Origin of the sequence: Pseudomonas entomophila (assembly GCF_013523125.1) — a bacterium.
In the GTDB taxonomy this organism is placed as follows: domain Bacteria; phylum Pseudomonadota; class Gammaproteobacteria; order Pseudomonadales; family Pseudomonadaceae; genus Aquipseudomonas; species Aquipseudomonas entomophila_B.
Genome location: NZ_JAAMQJ010000005.1, coordinates 143,754 through 158,515 on the forward strand (window position 1 = coordinate 143,754; position 14,762 = coordinate 158,515).

The window sequence follows — 14,762 nt, forward strand, 5'->3', positions numbered from 1 at the left end:
GGCACGACCCCCAAAACGGTATCAGCCAAGCGGCGGCAGGGCGCCAAGCTTGCCCTTGTGATAGAGCATCGGTGCCACCGGCGTGTCCGGCAGGATCAGGTGCTTGACCGCGCCGACGATGATGGCGTGGTCGCCACCGTCGTATTCGCGCCACAGTTCGCACTCGATCACCGCCGTGGCGTTGGGCAGTATCGGGTTGCCCCGTTCGCTCAACTGCCAATCGATGCCGTTGGCCTTGTCCTTGCCTTTGCCGGCGAAGGCATAGGCTTCCTTGGTCTGTTCGGCCGACAGCAGGTGGATGGCGAAGGCCTTGCTGTCGCGCAGCACCGGGTAGGTGTCGGAGCTGTAGTTGGGGCAGAACAGCACCAGCGCCGGGTCGATCGACAGCGCGCTGAAGGCACTGGCGGTGATGCCGACGATGCCGCCGTCGGCATCCAGGGTGGTGACCACCGTCACGCCGGATGGGAACGAGCCCATCACGTCTTTGTAGATGCCGGGTTCGATCATCTCAGTGCACCTCTCAACGCATCACGAAGGGGTCGGGCATCGGTGCGGTGGACAGGTTGATCCACACGGTCTTCAGCTCGGTGTAGGCGAGCACCGAATCGATGCCGCTCTCGCGGCCATAGCCGCTGTTCTTGAACCCGCCGATCGGCGCCATGGCCGAGACCGCGCGGTAGGTGTTGACCCAGATGATACCCGAGCGCACATCCCGCGCCAGCCGGTGCGCACGGCCCAGGTCGCGGGTCCAGATGCCGGCGGCCAGGCCGAACTGCGAGTCGTTGGCGATCGCCAGGGCCTCCTCTTCGGTCTTGAAGCGGATCACCGCCGCCACCGGACCGAACACTTCTTCCTGCATGATCGTCATCGAGTTGCTGTCGCATTCGAACAGCGTCGGCTCATAGAACCAGCCGTCCCCCTCGACTTGGGCGCGCTTGCCGCCCATGCGCAGGGTGGCGCCTTCGGCCTGGGCGGCCGCCACCAACTGCTCGACCACGGCCAGCTGTTGCGCGGTGGCCATCGGGCCCATCTCGCTGTCATCGGCCTGGGGGTTGCCGATGCGGATGCGCTGGGCACGGGCGATCAGGCGCTCGACGAACGTGTCGAAGATCTCGTCCTGCACCAGCAGCCGCGAGCCGGCCACGCAGCTCTGCCCGGAGGCGGCGTAGATCCCGGCCACGGCGCCGTTGATGGCGCTGTCCAGGTCGGCGTCGGCGAAGATGATGTTCGGCGACTTGCCGCCCAGTTCCAGCGACAGCTTGGCGAAGTTCTCGGCGCTGCTGCGCACCACGTGACGCGCCGTGGCCGCGCCGCCGGTAAAGGCGATCTTGCGCACCAGCGGGTGGCGGGTAAGGGCCGCGCCCGTGCTCGGGCCGAAGCCGGTGACCACGTTGACCACGCCTGCGGGGAAGCCGGCCTCGAGGGCCAGGCGGGCCAGCTCGAGAATGGTCGCCGAGGCATGCTCGGAGGGCTTGAGCACGAGGGTGTTGCCGGCGGCCAGGGCCGGTGCGAGCTTGATCGAGGTCAGGTACAGCGGGCTGTTCCACGGGATGATCCCGGCCACCACGCCGATCGGCTCGTGCACGGTGTAGGCGAACAGGTCCGGCTTGTCCAGCGGCAGCGTACCGCCCTCGAGCTTGTCGGCCAGGCCGGCGGTGTAGTGGAAGAACTCCGGCAGGTAGCCGACCTGGCCACGGGTCTCGCGGATCAGCTTGCCGTTGTCACGGCTTTCCAGCTGGGCCAGGTGTTCCTTGTTCTCGGCGATCAGGTCGCCCAGGCGGCGCAGCAGCTTGCCCCGTGCGGTGGCGGTCAGGCCGCGCCAGGCCGGGTTGTCGAAGGCGCGCTGGGCGGCCTGCACGGCCTGCTCGACATCGGCTTCGTCGGCGTCGGGCAACTGCGCCCAGACCTGGGCGGTGGCCGGATCGAGGCTGTCGAAGGTCTTGCCGCTCTGCGCATCGCGCCATTGGCCGTCGATGCACATCTGGAAACGAACGAGGGTCATGCGACTATCCCCTTGGCGGATTCGGTAAGCGTGCGGGCGTGGCCAAGGAAGTCCAGCAGCATGCGGTTGACTTCACGGGGCGCTTCCACCGGCATCATGTGGCGTTGTTCGGCGAGGATCACGCTGCGCGCGTCCGGGATGCGCGCTGCCAGCTGGCGCGCCATGGCCGGGGTGGAGCCGGTGTCCAGCTCGCCGGTGGCGATCAGCGTCGGCGCCTGGATCGTGCCCAGGTCGTCGGCGCGGTACATGTCCTGGGTAGCGAACAGCGAATAGGTGGTGTGGTAGCCCTGGGGGTCGTTGTCGCCCAGCACCTGGCGGATGGCCGCGACCTGGGCCGGGTTGGCGGCCTTGTATTCGGGGCTGAACCAGCGTTCCAGGGCGGCGTCGACGTTGGCGTCCGGGCCCAGCTCGGCGGCCTGGGCAGCGCGGGCGATGACCCCGGCACTCTGCTCGGGCGTGCGGTTGAAGACGCTGTTGAGCACGACCAGTGCGCTCAGGCGCTGTGGGTAGTGCAGCGCGAAGGCCCGCGCCACCAGGCCGCCCATGGAAAAGCCGATCACCGTCGCCTGCGGGATCTGCAGGTGGTCGAGCAGTTCGACCAGCTGCGCGGCATAGCCGGCCAGGTCAGTGTCGGCTGCTGGACGTGGGCTCATGCCATGTCCCAGCATGTCGTAGGCGATGACGCGGTAGTCGTTGGCCAGGCCGACGAACTGCCCGCCCCACATTTCCTTGTTCAGGCCCACGCCGTGGATCAGCACCACGGGTCGACCCTGGCCGAGGCTCAGGTAACTGGTCCCGGCCGGTGTACGTTCAGCAGCAGGCTGAATCATGGACGGCGCTCCTTGAGGGGAGGGTGGCCCGTGGGCCCCATCCCGTCTGATCGTTATTATTGAGCGTTGGCTTTTTCAGCGGCGATCTCTTCGAGATCGATGTAGCGGTTGCCGATGCGCGGATGCAGACGGCCGCCGTCGGAAGCGCCCAGTACCACGACGATCTCGTCGGCGCGCGGTGCGTCTTCGATCTGCATCTCCAAGGTGATGTAGTGCGAACGCTGGCCTTCGTCGTCCTTCTGCATCATCGGGATCTGGATCGACGTGCCCGGGCCGCCGCGCTTGTTGGTGAAGCTCAGGTAGCTCTTGGCCTGCACGGCTTCGCGGTAGTGATTGCCGAAGCGCAGGGTATGGATCACCGCGGAAGCATGCTCGATCTCGCCATCGGCGCCGACCACGGCGGCCTTGCCGTAGGCTTCGATCTTGTCCGCGCCACCGATGGCAGCGGTCAGGCGCTCGACCATCAGGGCGCCGAGGTCGGAGCAGTGCTCACGAATCTCGGGCTTGAGGTCTTCGACGAAACCGCGACCTGCCCACGGGTTCTTGATCACGACGGCCAGGCCGACCATGGTCACCGGCGTGTCGGTGGCCTTGCCGCCTTCGATGCGGGTTTCTTCGGAGTAGGTGACGATCTTGCGGATTTCGAAACTCATGAGCGGCTCCAGGAAGGTTGATCGGGCTTTGTTGTCTTATGGTATACCATAAGACGATTCCTGCAATAGCGTGTCTGGAAAATACGTGTGCGCACGAAGGTGGGGTGACGAGGCCGCCAGGCGGCCTCATGCGGTCGCGCCGGTACTCCGGCAGGAACCGCTTCAAAGGGCAGTGGGGCCGCCCTCGCAGCGTTATCGGAACGCCGGCACCACTTCGTTGATGAACAGCGCCAGCGACTTCTTCTTTTCGGCATGGGGCAGGCTGTTGTCGCACCAGAAGCTGAACTCGTCGACACCCAGTTCCTGGTAGTACTTGATCCGTGCGATGATCTCTTCGGGCGTGCCGATCATGGTGTTCTTGCGGATGTTGTCCAGGGCGAAGGCGGGCACCTCGGCGAACTTCGATTCCGGGCTCGGCGCCAGGAAGCCATTGACCGGCGTGGTCTTGTTGCCGAACCAGGCGTCGAAGGTGCGGTAGAAGCGCGAGATGGCTTCGGCACCGATTTTCCAACCCTCCGGCTCTGCCGGGCTGTGCACGTGGGTGTGGCGCAGCACCATCAGTTGGGGGCGGGGGACGTCCGGGTTGTTGTCGAGCGCGGCCTGGAACTTGTTCTTCAGGTCCAGCACCTCTTCATCGCCCTTCATCAAGGGGGTGACCATCACGTTGCAGCCATGCTTGACCGCGAAATTGTGCGAGTCCGGGTCGCGGGCGGCGATCCACATTGGCGGCATGCCGTCCTGCACCGGCTTGGGCGCGCTGGTCGAGGTGGGGAAATTGTACACCTCGCCTTCGTGGGCATAGTCGCCTTTCCACAGCTCACGCACCGCCGGGACCATTTCGCGCAGCGCTTTGCCGCCATCGGTCGCGGGCATGCCATTGGCCATGCGGTCGAATTCGAACTGGTAGGCGCCACGGGCCAGGCCCACTTCCATGCGCCCGTTGCTGATCACGTCCAGCAGCGCGCATTCGCCTGCCACCCGGATCGGGTTCCAGAACGGCGCGATGATGGTGCCGGCGCCCAGGCGGATCGTCTCGGTGCGCGCGGCCAGGTAGGCCAGCAGCGGCATCGGGCTAGGCGAGATGGTGTACTCCATGGCGTGGTGTTCGCCGATCCACACGGTGCTGAAACCGCCGTCTTCGGCCATCAGGGTCAGTTCGGTCAGGTCTTCGAACAGCTGGCGGTGGCTGACCTGGTCATCCCAACGTTCCATGTGCACGAACAACGAAAACTTCATGGGGCTTTCCTCAAGGGCTTGTCAAGGTGGCCTGCCGGGCAGGCGCGATGGAGGGCAGGGCACGACGCCCGGCCGGGACGTGGCTCAGCCGAAGGCGGGCAGGCTGGCCATCTTGCCGCGGCAATAGATCATGGGGTTCGGGGCGTCGGTAGGCACGATCAGGTTCTGGACCTTGCCGACCATGATGGCGTGGTCGCCACCTTCGTACTCGCGCCACAGCTCGCACTCGATGATGGCGGTGGCGTTGGCCAGCAGCGGGTTGCCATGCTCGCTCAAGGTCCACTCGATGCCGGCGGCCTTGTCCTTGCCTTTGCGGGCGAAGGCATAGGCTTCGGCTTGCTGCTCACCGGACAACAGGTGGATGGCGAAGCGCTTGTTGCGGATCAGCACGGGGTAGGAGTCGGAGCTGTAGTTCGGGCAGAACAGCACCAGGGGTGGGTCCATCGACAGGGAAGAGAAGGCACTGGCGGTCAGGCCGACGATCGAGCCGTCGTCGTCCAGGGTGGTGATGACCGTGACGCCGGACGGGAACGAGCCCAGGACGTTCTTGTAGACGGTTGCGTCAATCATGGCGTGATCCTCGATTGGGGGCCGTTTTTTATAGTTGATGTGTCTGATGGTATACCGTAATACCCGATTTGCAAGCGCTTTTTGCAGGCGATGGGAAAACGGGATGAACGGCTGGAGGCCACGTATTTCAAGGCCTGAATGGATTCAGCGAGAGACTGAAAGAAGCGTGAAGGCAGATCAGAACACATGATCTGCGGCGGATCAGTGTTGTCAAAAGTTTGGAATACCATAATATGGTCCTCAGCTGAGAGGCCGCCCTGAGCGGTTTCCGTACAACGATAAAAACGACCTTTCGAGCTAAAATCCTATGTCCCAGCCGTCTTCGCAGCACCAGCTTGTCGAGAATCACACGGTCGATTACGTTCCACCTGCCGAGCGCCACGGGAAGGCGCGCGACCTGTTCACCCTCTGGTTCAGCACCAACATCGCGCCACTGCCCATCGTGACCGGCGCCATGGTGGTCCAGGTGTTCAACCTGAACCTGCTCTGGGGGCTGATCGCCATCGCACTCGGGCACCTCATCGGGGGCGTGGTCATCGCCTTGGCCTCTGCGCAGGGACCGCAGCTGGGCATTCCGCAGATGGTGCAGAGCCGTGGCCAGTTCGGCCGCTACGGCGCCTTGCTGATCGTCTTCTTCACCGCCCTGATCTACGTCGGCTTCTTCATCTCCAACATCGTCCTGGCGGGCAAGTCGATCCACGGCATCGCGCCGAGCGTGCCCATGCCGACCGCCATCATCATCGGCGCCCTGAGCGCGACCGCCATCGGCGTGATCGGCTACCGCTTCATCCACAGCCTGAACCGCATCGGCACCTGGGTGATGGGCTCGGCCCTGCTGGCTGGCTTCATCATGATGTTCAGCCAGACACTGCCCGCCGACTTCTTCAGCCGCGGCGCCTTCAACCTGTCCGGGTTCATCGCCACCGTGTCGCTGGGCACCATCTGGCAGATCAGCTTCTCGCCGTACACCTCCGACTACTCGCGCTACCTGCCCAAGGAAACCGGCATCGCCAAGCCGTTCTGGGCCACCTATTTCGGTGCGACGCTGGGCACGATCCTGTGCTTCAGCTTCGGCGCGGTGGCGGTATTGTGCGTGCCCCAGGGCACCGATGCGATGGAGGCGGTGAAACAGGCCACTGGCTGGCTGGGCCCGGTGCTGATGGTGCTGTTCCTGCTCAACATCATCAGCCACAACGCCCTCAACCTGTATGGCGCGGTGCTGTCGATCGTCACCGCGATCCAGACCTTCTTCGCCCACTGGACGCCGAGCGTGAAGGTGCGCGTGGTGCTGGCCTCGGTGATCCTGTTCGGGTGCGCGGTGGTGGCGCTGAACGCCTCGGCCGACTTCATCGGCCAGTTCATCGGGCTGATCCTGGCGTTGCTGCTGGTGCTGGTGCCATGGGCGTCGATCAACCTGATCGACTTCTACCTGATCAAGAAGGGCGTATATGACATCGCCTCGATCTTCAGCGCCGATGGTGGGATCTATGGCCGCTTCAACCACCATGCGATCATCGCCTATGCCTGCGGGATCCTGGTGCAGCTGCCGTTCGCCAACACGGCGCTCTATGTGGGACCGTATTCGAACCTGGTCGAAGGTGCCGATCTGTCCTGGCTGTTCGGGCTGTTGGTCACCGCGCCGCTGTATTATTGCCTGGCGACGCGGGGTCAGGCGGCTGCCGCCAAGGCTGGGCAGGTAGTGAGCGCGCACGAATGACTCTTTGGGGGGCTGCCTTGCAGCCCATCGCTGGCAAGCCAGCCCCCACAGGTCCCGATTCCACGCCTGCATGAGCGTGATGGCCGCCTTGTAGGTGCAGGCTTGCCCGCGATGCAGGCGGCGCTTGATCGGGCGCTATCGCTGGCAAGCCAGCTCCCACAGGTCTCGACTCCAGGCCTGCATTAGCGTGATGACCGCCGCCTTGTGGGGGCGGGCTTGCCCGCGATGCAGGCGGCGCTTGATCGGGCGCTATCGCTGGCAAGCCAGCTCCCACAGGTCTCGATTCCAGGCCTGCATTAGCGTGATGGCCGCCATCCTGTGGGAGCGGGCTTGCCCGCGATGGCGGCAGTCGCTTCACCGCGCCTTCAAGACGCAAGCGCCAGCCTCAGTGCACCCGTCTGCGTCCCTCGACACACTGCGCCGCTTCCAGCGTCAGCTGGTCCAAGCGTTCGTCACGCTGGCGCTCCGCCTCGATCATCGCCTCTTCGCCATTGTGCTTGAGCAGATAGGCATGGATCTGCCGCACCTCGGTGGTCTGGTACAAGGGTGCGATGTCCAGGCGCCCGATCAAGGCCTCACTGACCCGCCCTGTGCTGGTCATCAGCACCTGCGGGCCGTGGGCCGCCACTGCCTGCATGCCCATGGCCTCGAACCACGGCACCTGGTGCGCGAAAGCGGCCAGTTCGACACAGGCGTAGTCGGCCTGCAGCTCACCCAGCAAGGCTCGGGCGATACCCTGGCGCTGCGCCTCGGGCAAGACGATCAGAAACGCCAGCGCGCAGGCATCGTCGCGGTCCGCCGCCGGTAGTCCGAGGGCAAAGCCCAGCAGACGGTCCGGCGCCTCGGCATCGAGCGCCAAGGTCAGCCGAGCCTGCAGTCCGTGGGTGCCATCGAGTGCTTCGAGGTAATGATGAACTTCCAGACCCACACCGTACTGGTACAACGGATAAAGCGTGTTCGACGGCGCGATGGCCACGCTGCTCACCTCCCCGACATGGTCGATCACCAGTTGACGGATCTGGCTCTGGAACGATTCGGGGGGCATGCCGTCAAGACGGCTGAGAATGAACATCACATGACTCCAACGGGAAAGCGGGGGTGAGCGGCAAGCCGAAAGCTGCAAGCAAAAAGCCGCAAGCTGCAAGCATACCGCAGTGCTTGTCCCATGGTGTTCCAGCAGCGGGTGCGCGACGCTTGGACGTCTCAGATTGAGCGGGAGGCTCGGCGCACGGGAGGCTGGCACCCAAGCCCGTACACCCCCGCCCTATGTTCAGCAATCCAGGTACTTTCCGCCCAGACGCTCTGCTTGCTGCTTGCTGCTTGCTGCTTGCCGCTTGCCGCTTGCCACTTGCGGCTGCGTCAAGCCTCAGAACCAGCGATCGTTGCGTTTGCGGCCACGGGTGAGGGCGGGCAGGATCAGGCCGGCGAGCAGGCCGGCGCCGGCGATGCTGCCGCCATAGACCATGTAGCGCATCATCACCTGCTTGTTCTCATCGCCCAACCGCGCTTGGGTATCGCGCAGGGTGGACTGGGCCTGGTCGAGCTGCTCGCTCAGGTCCTTGTTGCGGGTTTCCAGCTCGGTGATCAGGGATTTGCGCGAGTCGAGGGTTTCCTGCATGCCCTGCACCCGGTTCTTCCAGGTGTCGTCGATGTTCTTGAGCTGGTCGCTCAGCTGCACCACCTGGGCGTCAAGCTGAGGCAGGCGCTCGAACTGGCCGGGCACCGCCTGCAGGTCACTGCTGTTGATCCAGACCACGTCGCCGCTCTGGCCGCGCACCTGGCTGTAGTTGCCCTGGGTGCCGATCAGCGTCACCTTTTGCCCGGACTTGAGCGTGCCGACGATGCGGTGGCCATCGGTCGGTCCACTGCGCACGTAGGTGCTGAGGCTGTCGCTGACCCAGCGGGCATCGCTGGTAGCGTCCTCGGCATGGACGGGCGCGGCAAGCGCCAGCACGGCGCCGATCAAACCACCACGCAGGGCGGCGAGAGCAGTGAAGGAGCGGGAATCGGGCATTGTGAGTCTTCGCATGTACAGGACGAATGTAGGCCCATGGGCGGGCCGGCGAACGGGTCAGGTAAACGACCGTCAGCCAAAGACCTTTTTTTGAAGGTTCGGTTCACTGAGGGCGGTCAGAAAAGTCTGATCGAATGCGGGGTTCGTCGAATCATTCGCCTCGCTTCAATCCCGTCGCGCCTGCAAGACCGTCGCAGCGGGTAAAGGTGGCGGGGCGGTGTGACGGTGGGGCGCTAGCGCAGCACAGAGTGCACGTTGTCCCTGCAGGGCGTCACTGACATGCGCTGGCTCGAGGCATGGCCCTTCGGACCCAATCGCGGCCCATGTGGAGATTCTGTGGTTTCTATCAAGTGCAGATGTGGGCCTTTCAGGCCCAATCGCGGCACAGGGGCCGCTCACCCACCGCTTTGGTACAGGTAGCCGCGGTCCCTGTGGGGCCCCCGTGCCGCGATCGGCCCCGCAGGGGCCGCCGGGCCGCCGGGTCGTCAGATATAGATGAACAACCCCACCAGCGCCGCGACCACCACCCACTTCTCCAGGTAGTAGCGCATGCGGTTGCGCTTCTTCAGCGCCTTGCCGCGTGCCCGGATCGCGTAGATCTTGGTGAACAGGCGGTTGATGCCGCCGGTCTTGTCCTTGGCATCGTTCGGGGCGGCCGCGGCCGACATCACGTGGCGGCTGAACCAGCGGTTGAAGGCCGTCGCCCAGCGGTACTTCAAAGGCCGCTCGACGTCGCAGAACAGGATGATCCGCGTGTGCTCGGTGGTGTTGGCCGCGTAGTGGATGTAGGTCTCGTCGAACATCACCGCCTCGCCATCGCGCCAGGCATAGCGCTCGCCATCCACCTCGATGAAGCAGGCGTCGTCGTTCGGCGTGTCCAGGCCCAGGTGGTACCGGTAGGAGCCGGCGTACGGGTCCCGGTGACGCACCAGCTTGGCGCCCGGCGGCAAGGTGGCGAACATCGCCGCCTTGATCGAACCGATGCCTTGCAGCAGCTCGGTGGTGCGCGGGCACAGGGTCATGGCCGAGGGGTGACTCTCGCCGTACCACTTCAGGTAAAAGCGTTTCCAGCCACTCTTGAAGAACGAGTTGAAGCCGACGTCGTCGTGGTTGTCGGACTTCTTGATCTCGCCCACCTGCAGCAACTGCTGTGCCTCGGCGCGGATCTCCTGCCAGTGGTCCTTCAGCGGCTGCAGCTCGGGAAAGGCCTCGACCGGCAGGTACGGCTTGGCCGGGTGGCGCGAGCACAGATAGAGCAGGGTATTGATCGGTGCCAGGAAGCTCGAGTGGTCGCCCAGTTGACGGGTCAGCTTGTGGCGCACGCGACCGCGCAGGTGGACATAGGCGATGGAGAAGACGAAGAGCAGTACGAGTGCGATTTTCATGGGAATACAGGTCAGCAGGTCGAGCCCAGGGCGTGAGCGTGCCAGCATAAACAAATGACCGACGGCTTTGTACACTTTGTTACGTTGGCAGGGGAACAATACGATCGCACCAATGCCGTGCCGCCTCCTCCAATCGTCATCGTCCGATTGGAAGCTTTCCTCATGAACACACGTGAAACCGGCCAACCCTTCAAGCGCCTGTTCGTCGCTGTCGAGTGCGAGTCGCCGCAGCGCCAGGACATCGCCCGCTTTCGCCACGCCTTGAACCTGCGCGGTGGCAAGCCGGTACCGCCTGGCCAGTTCCACCTGACGCTGCTGTTCCTGGGCGATGTCGACAGCCAGCAGGTGCCGGCCGTGTGCGCCGCCATCGAAAGTGTCAGCCGGCCTGCGGCGATGCGGTTGGTGCTCGATCGCCTGACGGTCTGGCAGCGCCCCGGTGTGCTGGTACTCGAATCCCCCGACGCGCCCCCGGCGCTACGGCGTCTGGCCTATGACCTGCAACAGGCCGTGCTGCCGTGGGTGCCGCAGCCGCCGGCGCAGGAATACCGCCCTCACCTGACCTTGATGCGCGAGTTTCGCGGCCAGGTCCCCGAGGCCGCGAGCGCACCGGCGTTCTGGTTGAAGGTGCGGCAGTTCACCCTGTTCGAGTCGTACAAGGGCCGCTACCTGCCCCTGGCCGACTGGGCCCTGGGATGACCGTACGGGGTTCACACCGAGGCCAGGCGGGCCTGTTCCTGGCCGGGACTGCAGTCGAACTGGCGCTTGTACTCGCGGCTGAACTGCGAGGTGCTCTGGTAGCCGACGCGGTGCGCGACCTGGGCCACGCCCAGTCCTTCGGCGATCAGCATCTGCTGGGCCTTGAGCAGGCGCAGGCGCTTGAGGTACTGGATCGGCGCCAGCTCCGTGCAGCGCTTGAAGTGCTCGTGGAAGGTCGACACGCTCATGTTGGCGCGCTCGGCCAGGGTGTCCACGTTCAATGGTTCGGCGTAATGCTCGCGCAAATAGCTCAGCGCCGTGCCAATGCGGGCAAAGTGCCCCTGCTGCTCGACCAGGGCGCGCAGCACCCCGGCCTGGGGCCCGCGCAAGGCCGTGTACAGCACCTCGCGCACCCGGGCCGGCCCCAGTACCCGTGCATCCACCGGATCCTGCAGGCAGCGCAGCAGCCGCTCGACGCTGTCGCGCATCGGCGCATCGAGCGCGGCCGAGGTCATCGACTGAGGCGTCTGCGCCTGTACGGGTACGTCGAGCGTCGGGCCCATGCGCTGCACCAGCTCGCCGAGCATCGCCCGGTCGATGTCGACTGCAACCCCGAGCAGGGGCGCTTCACGGGTGGCGAAGGTTTCGCACATGAACGGTACCGACAGCGCCTGCACCAGGTAGTGGCCGGCACCGTACTCCAGCGTGCGCGGGCCCAGGCGCGCCAGCTTGCTGCCCTGGGCCAGGATCATCAGGCTGGGTTCGTAGATCTGCGGGCTGCTGGCCACGTAGTGGTCCCAGCTCAGGACCTGGACCTGGGGCAGGGCAGTGGGGACGAAGCCGGGACGCACGGCCAGCGTTTCGATCAGCGCGCAGAGCGAGGCGTTGGCGTCGAGGTGACGGGTCAGGTGCATGGAGGGCCTGGAAAGAGGATTGGACATGCGTATCTTCGCAGAACCAACAAGGCTTGGCAGCTGTCTCGTGAAGGTCCGGAGAATCAGGCACGACTGCCGGAGGATCTGCGGTGGGCACGCGCGCGCTGCGCCGGCACACTGTCGTCACTGAACCGTTTCATCGAGAGGTCCATCGCATGTACACCGCAATCGGCTATGCCGCCCAGACATCCAAAAGCCCGCTGGCGCCCATGACCTTCGAGCGCCGCAGCCCGCGCCCGGACGACGTGGCGATCGAGATCCTGTACTGCGGCGTCTGCCACTCCGACATCCACCAGGCGCGCAACGAGTGGGGCATCGCCGTGTACCCGCTGATGCCGGGTCACGAGATCGTTGGTCGTGTGACCGCCATCGGTGACCAGGTCACTCAGCACAAGGTCGGCGACCTGGTCGGCGTCGGCTGCATGGTCGATTCCTGCCGCCAGTGCCCGGCCTGTCAGGCGAACGAGGAGCAGTATTGCCTGGAAGGTCCGACCATGACCTACGCCACCCCTGACCGGGTCGATGGCAGCAACACTATGGGCGGCTACTCCGACAGCATCGTGGTCAGCGAGCACTTCGTCGTGCGCATTCCTGCCAGCCTGGATGCAGCCAGCGCAGCGCCGATCCTGTGCGCCGGCATCACTACCTATTCGCCGCTCAAGCACCACGGCGTCGGTCCCGGCCACAAGGTGGGTGTGCTGGGCATGGGTGGCCTGGGCCACATGGGCATCAAGTTCGCCAAGGCCCTGGGCGCGGAAGTCACCTTGTTCACCCGTTCGGCATCCAAGGCCGAGGAAGCGCGTCGTCAGGGCGCCGACCACGTGATCGTTTCCACCGACGTCGAGCAGATGCGTGCGGCGGCTGGTCGCTTCGACTTCCTGCTCGACACCATCCCGGTGCAGCACGACATCAACCCCTACCTCGAGACCCTGACCTTCGGCGGCGTGCACATCCTGGTCGGGTTGATCGAGCCGATCGACCCACCGGTGCATGCGGCCAACCTGGTCATGAAGCGTCGCGTCCTGGCCGGCTCGCTCATCGGCGGCATCGCCGAGACCCAGGAAGTGTTGGACTTCTGCGCCGAGCACCAGATCACCTGCGACATCGAGATGCTGGACATCCGCAACATCAACGAAGCCTACGAGCGGATGATCGCTGGCGATGTGAAGTACCGGTTCGTGATCGACATGGCGAGCCTGAAGGCCTGAAGAAATGAGCGGCAAGTGGCGAGCGGCAAGCTGCAAGCGGGCGGTGGTGCGATACATCAGACGTTGACAGGACGTTGAAGTGGCGCTGACCCTGCGGCTTGCGGCTTGCGGCTTGCGGCTTGCGGCTTGCGGCTTGCGGCTTGCGGCTTGCGGCTTGCGGCTTGCGGCTTGCGGCTTGCAGCCCGTACCATGGCCGCACCTTCCCATTCCAACAACAACCTGCCCGCGCCTGGCCGAATACCGTCCAGGCGTTGGCGGGTCGTTGCGTTTTCGGAGTCCTTGCCCTGTCCATGCACGCGTCCACCACCCCTCCCACCGCTGGCGGCAGCTGGCTGAGCGTCATCGCCCTGGCCCTGGCGGCGTTCATCTTCAATACCACCGAGTTCGTGCCGGTGGCGTTGCTCAGCGACATCGGGCGCAGCTTCGCCATGACTCCCGCCCAAGTCGGCCTGATGCTGACCATCTATGCCTGGGTCGTAGCGCTGGCGTCGTTGCCGATGATGTTGCTGACCCGCAACGTCGAGCGTCGTCGCCTGCTGACCGTGGTCTTTGCCGTGTTCATCGTCAGTCACCTGCTGTCCTGGATGGCGCAGAGCTTCGCCATGCTGCTGGTCAGCCGGATCGGCATTGCCCTGGCGCATGCCATCTTCTGGTCGATCACCGCGTCGCTGGCGGTGCGGGTGGCACCGCCGGGTCAGCAGGCCAAGGCACTGGGGCTGTTGGCCACCGGCACCACGCTGGCCATGGTCCTGGGTATTCCGCTGGGACGGGTGGTGGGCGAGAGCCTGGGCTGGCGGGTGACGTTCCTGTGCATCGGCGGGGTCGCTCTGGCCACGCTGCTGTGCCTGATGAAGTCGCTGCCGCTGCTGCCGAGCCAGAACTCCGGATCGTTGCGCAGCCTGCCGGTGCTGTTCAAGCGTCCGGCCCTGGTGGTCGTCTACCTGTTGGTCACCTTGGTGATCACTGCGCAGTTCACCGCCTATAGCTACATCGAGCCCTTCGCCCTGCACGTGGCGCAGATCAGCGGGCAGCAGACGACGGTGCTGTTGCTGTTGTTCGGTGGGGCCGGTGTGCTGGGGTCGGTGCTGTTCAGCCGTTACAGCGACCGCTTCCCCCATGGCCTGTTGCTCGGCTCGATCGGGATGCTGGCCGCCTGCTTACTCCTGCTGCTGCCACTTTCCAGCCACTTCCCGGTGTTTGCCGGGTTGAGCATGCTCTGGGGCATTTCCATCCTCAGCTTCAGCCTGTCCTTGCAGTCGCGTACCCTGAAACTCGCCTCGGACGCGACCGACGTGGCCATGGCGCTGTTCTCGGGCATCTACAACATCGGCATCGGCGGCGGCGCGCTGCTCGGCAGTATCGTCAGCGCGCAGATGGGCGTGGCCAACATCGGCCTGGTCGGCGGCAGCGTGGCACTGGTCGGCCTGGTGCTGGCGGCGCTGAACACGCGGCGCTTCGCCCAGGCCTTGCAGGGGATCTCGACGGATCGCTGAGGCAACGCGGGCGAAAGCTCAGG

Annotated in this window: 14 protein-coding genes; 4 read left to right on the plus strand and 10 right to left on the minus strand. The window is 65.1% G+C overall.

What is annotated here, in order from left to right; all coding sequences use genetic code 11:
- Positions 1-21: 21 nt before the first annotated feature.
- The 6 genes from G7007_RS05130 to G7007_RS05155 form a co-directional block, all read right to left on the minus strand.
- Complete coding sequence (locus G7007_RS05130; protein WP_181099562.1) at positions 22-507, minus strand: flavin reductase family protein; 486 nt, start codon at positions 505-507, stop codon at positions 22-24.
- Positions 508-520: 13 nt separating this feature from the next.
- Positions 521-2,002: an aldehyde dehydrogenase gene (locus G7007_RS05135; protein ID WP_181099564.1), complete on the minus strand. Its 1,482-nt coding sequence runs from the start codon at positions 2,000-2,002 to the stop codon at positions 521-523.
- A complete protein-coding gene (locus G7007_RS05140; protein WP_181099566.1) occupies positions 1,999-2,832 on the minus strand; it encodes an alpha/beta fold hydrolase in 834 nt (277 codons plus the stop codon). The genes G7007_RS05135 and G7007_RS05140 overlap by 4 nt, the downstream gene beginning before the upstream one ends.
- Positions 2,833-2,888: 56 nt before the next feature.
- The gene (locus G7007_RS05145; protein ID WP_181099568.1) at positions 2,889-3,485 is read right to left on the minus strand and encodes an amino acid synthesis family protein; all 597 of its coding nucleotides are present in this window, start codon (positions 3,483-3,485) and stop codon (positions 2,889-2,891) included.
- Positions 3,486-3,677: 192 nt separating this feature from the next.
- Positions 3,678-4,721, minus strand: a complete 1,044-nt coding sequence (locus G7007_RS05150; protein WP_181099570.1) for an LLM class flavin-dependent oxidoreductase — start codon at positions 4,719-4,721, stop codon at positions 3,678-3,680.
- 84 nt (positions 4,722-4,805) lie between these two features.
- Positions 4,806-5,291: a flavin reductase family protein gene (locus G7007_RS05155; RefSeq protein ID WP_181099572.1), complete on the minus strand. Its 486-nt coding sequence runs from the start codon at positions 5,289-5,291 to the stop codon at positions 4,806-4,808.
- A 307-nt stretch (positions 5,292-5,598) separates the two neighbouring features.
- Between G7007_RS05155 and G7007_RS05160 the strand changes: the two genes are divergently transcribed.
- Entirely contained in the window at positions 5,599-7,008 is a 1,410-nt protein-coding gene (locus G7007_RS05160; RefSeq protein WP_181099574.1) for a purine-cytosine permease family protein, read from the plus strand.
- A gap of 385 nt (positions 7,009-7,393) precedes the next feature.
- Here the strand turns inward: G7007_RS05160 and G7007_RS05165 are convergent, their stop codons facing one another.
- From G7007_RS05165 to lpxO, 3 genes are all read right to left on the minus strand, one after another.
- Positions 7,394-8,080, minus strand: coding sequence for a GNAT family N-acetyltransferase (locus G7007_RS05165; RefSeq protein WP_181099576.1), 687 nt, complete (start codon positions 8,078-8,080; stop codon positions 7,394-7,396).
- 294 nt (positions 8,081-8,374) lie between these two features.
- Entirely contained in the window at positions 8,375-9,022 is a 648-nt protein-coding gene (locus G7007_RS05170) for a TIGR04211 family SH3 domain-containing protein (protein ID WP_181099578.1), read from the minus strand.
- A gap of 485 nt (positions 9,023-9,507) precedes the next feature.
- Positions 9,508-10,407 (minus strand): lipid A hydroxylase LpxO, encoded by a 900-nt coding sequence (gene lpxO, locus G7007_RS05175; RefSeq protein ID WP_181099586.1) that lies wholly within the window; start codon positions 10,405-10,407, stop codon positions 9,508-9,510.
- Positions 10,408-10,569: 162 nt separating this feature from the next.
- Between lpxO and thpR the strand changes: the two genes are divergently transcribed.
- Entirely contained in the window at positions 10,570-11,103 is a 534-nt protein-coding gene (thpR, locus tag G7007_RS05180; RefSeq protein ID WP_181099588.1) for an RNA 2',3'-cyclic phosphodiesterase, read from the plus strand.
- 11 nt (positions 11,104-11,114) lie between these two features.
- Here the strand turns inward: thpR and G7007_RS05185 are convergent, their stop codons facing one another.
- Positions 11,115-12,017 carry an AraC family transcriptional regulator gene (locus G7007_RS05185; protein WP_181099635.1) on the minus strand — a complete coding sequence of 301 codons (903 nt, stop codon included), beginning with the start codon at positions 12,015-12,017 and terminating at the stop codon, positions 11,115-11,117.
- Between the two features lie 176 nt (positions 12,018-12,193).
- Here G7007_RS05185 and G7007_RS05190 point away from each other — a divergent pair, with 176 nt between their 5' ends.
- Positions 12,194-13,246, plus strand: coding sequence for an NAD(P)-dependent alcohol dehydrogenase (locus G7007_RS05190; protein ID WP_181099590.1), 1,053 nt, complete (start codon positions 12,194-12,196; stop codon positions 13,244-13,246).
- A gap of 290 nt (positions 13,247-13,536) precedes the next feature.
- Positions 13,537-14,739 carry a sugar transporter gene (locus tag G7007_RS05195; RefSeq protein WP_181099592.1) on the plus strand — a complete coding sequence of 401 codons (1,203 nt, stop codon included), beginning with the start codon at positions 13,537-13,539 and terminating at the stop codon, positions 14,737-14,739.
- The last annotated feature ends 23 nt before the right edge of the window (positions 14,740-14,762 follow it).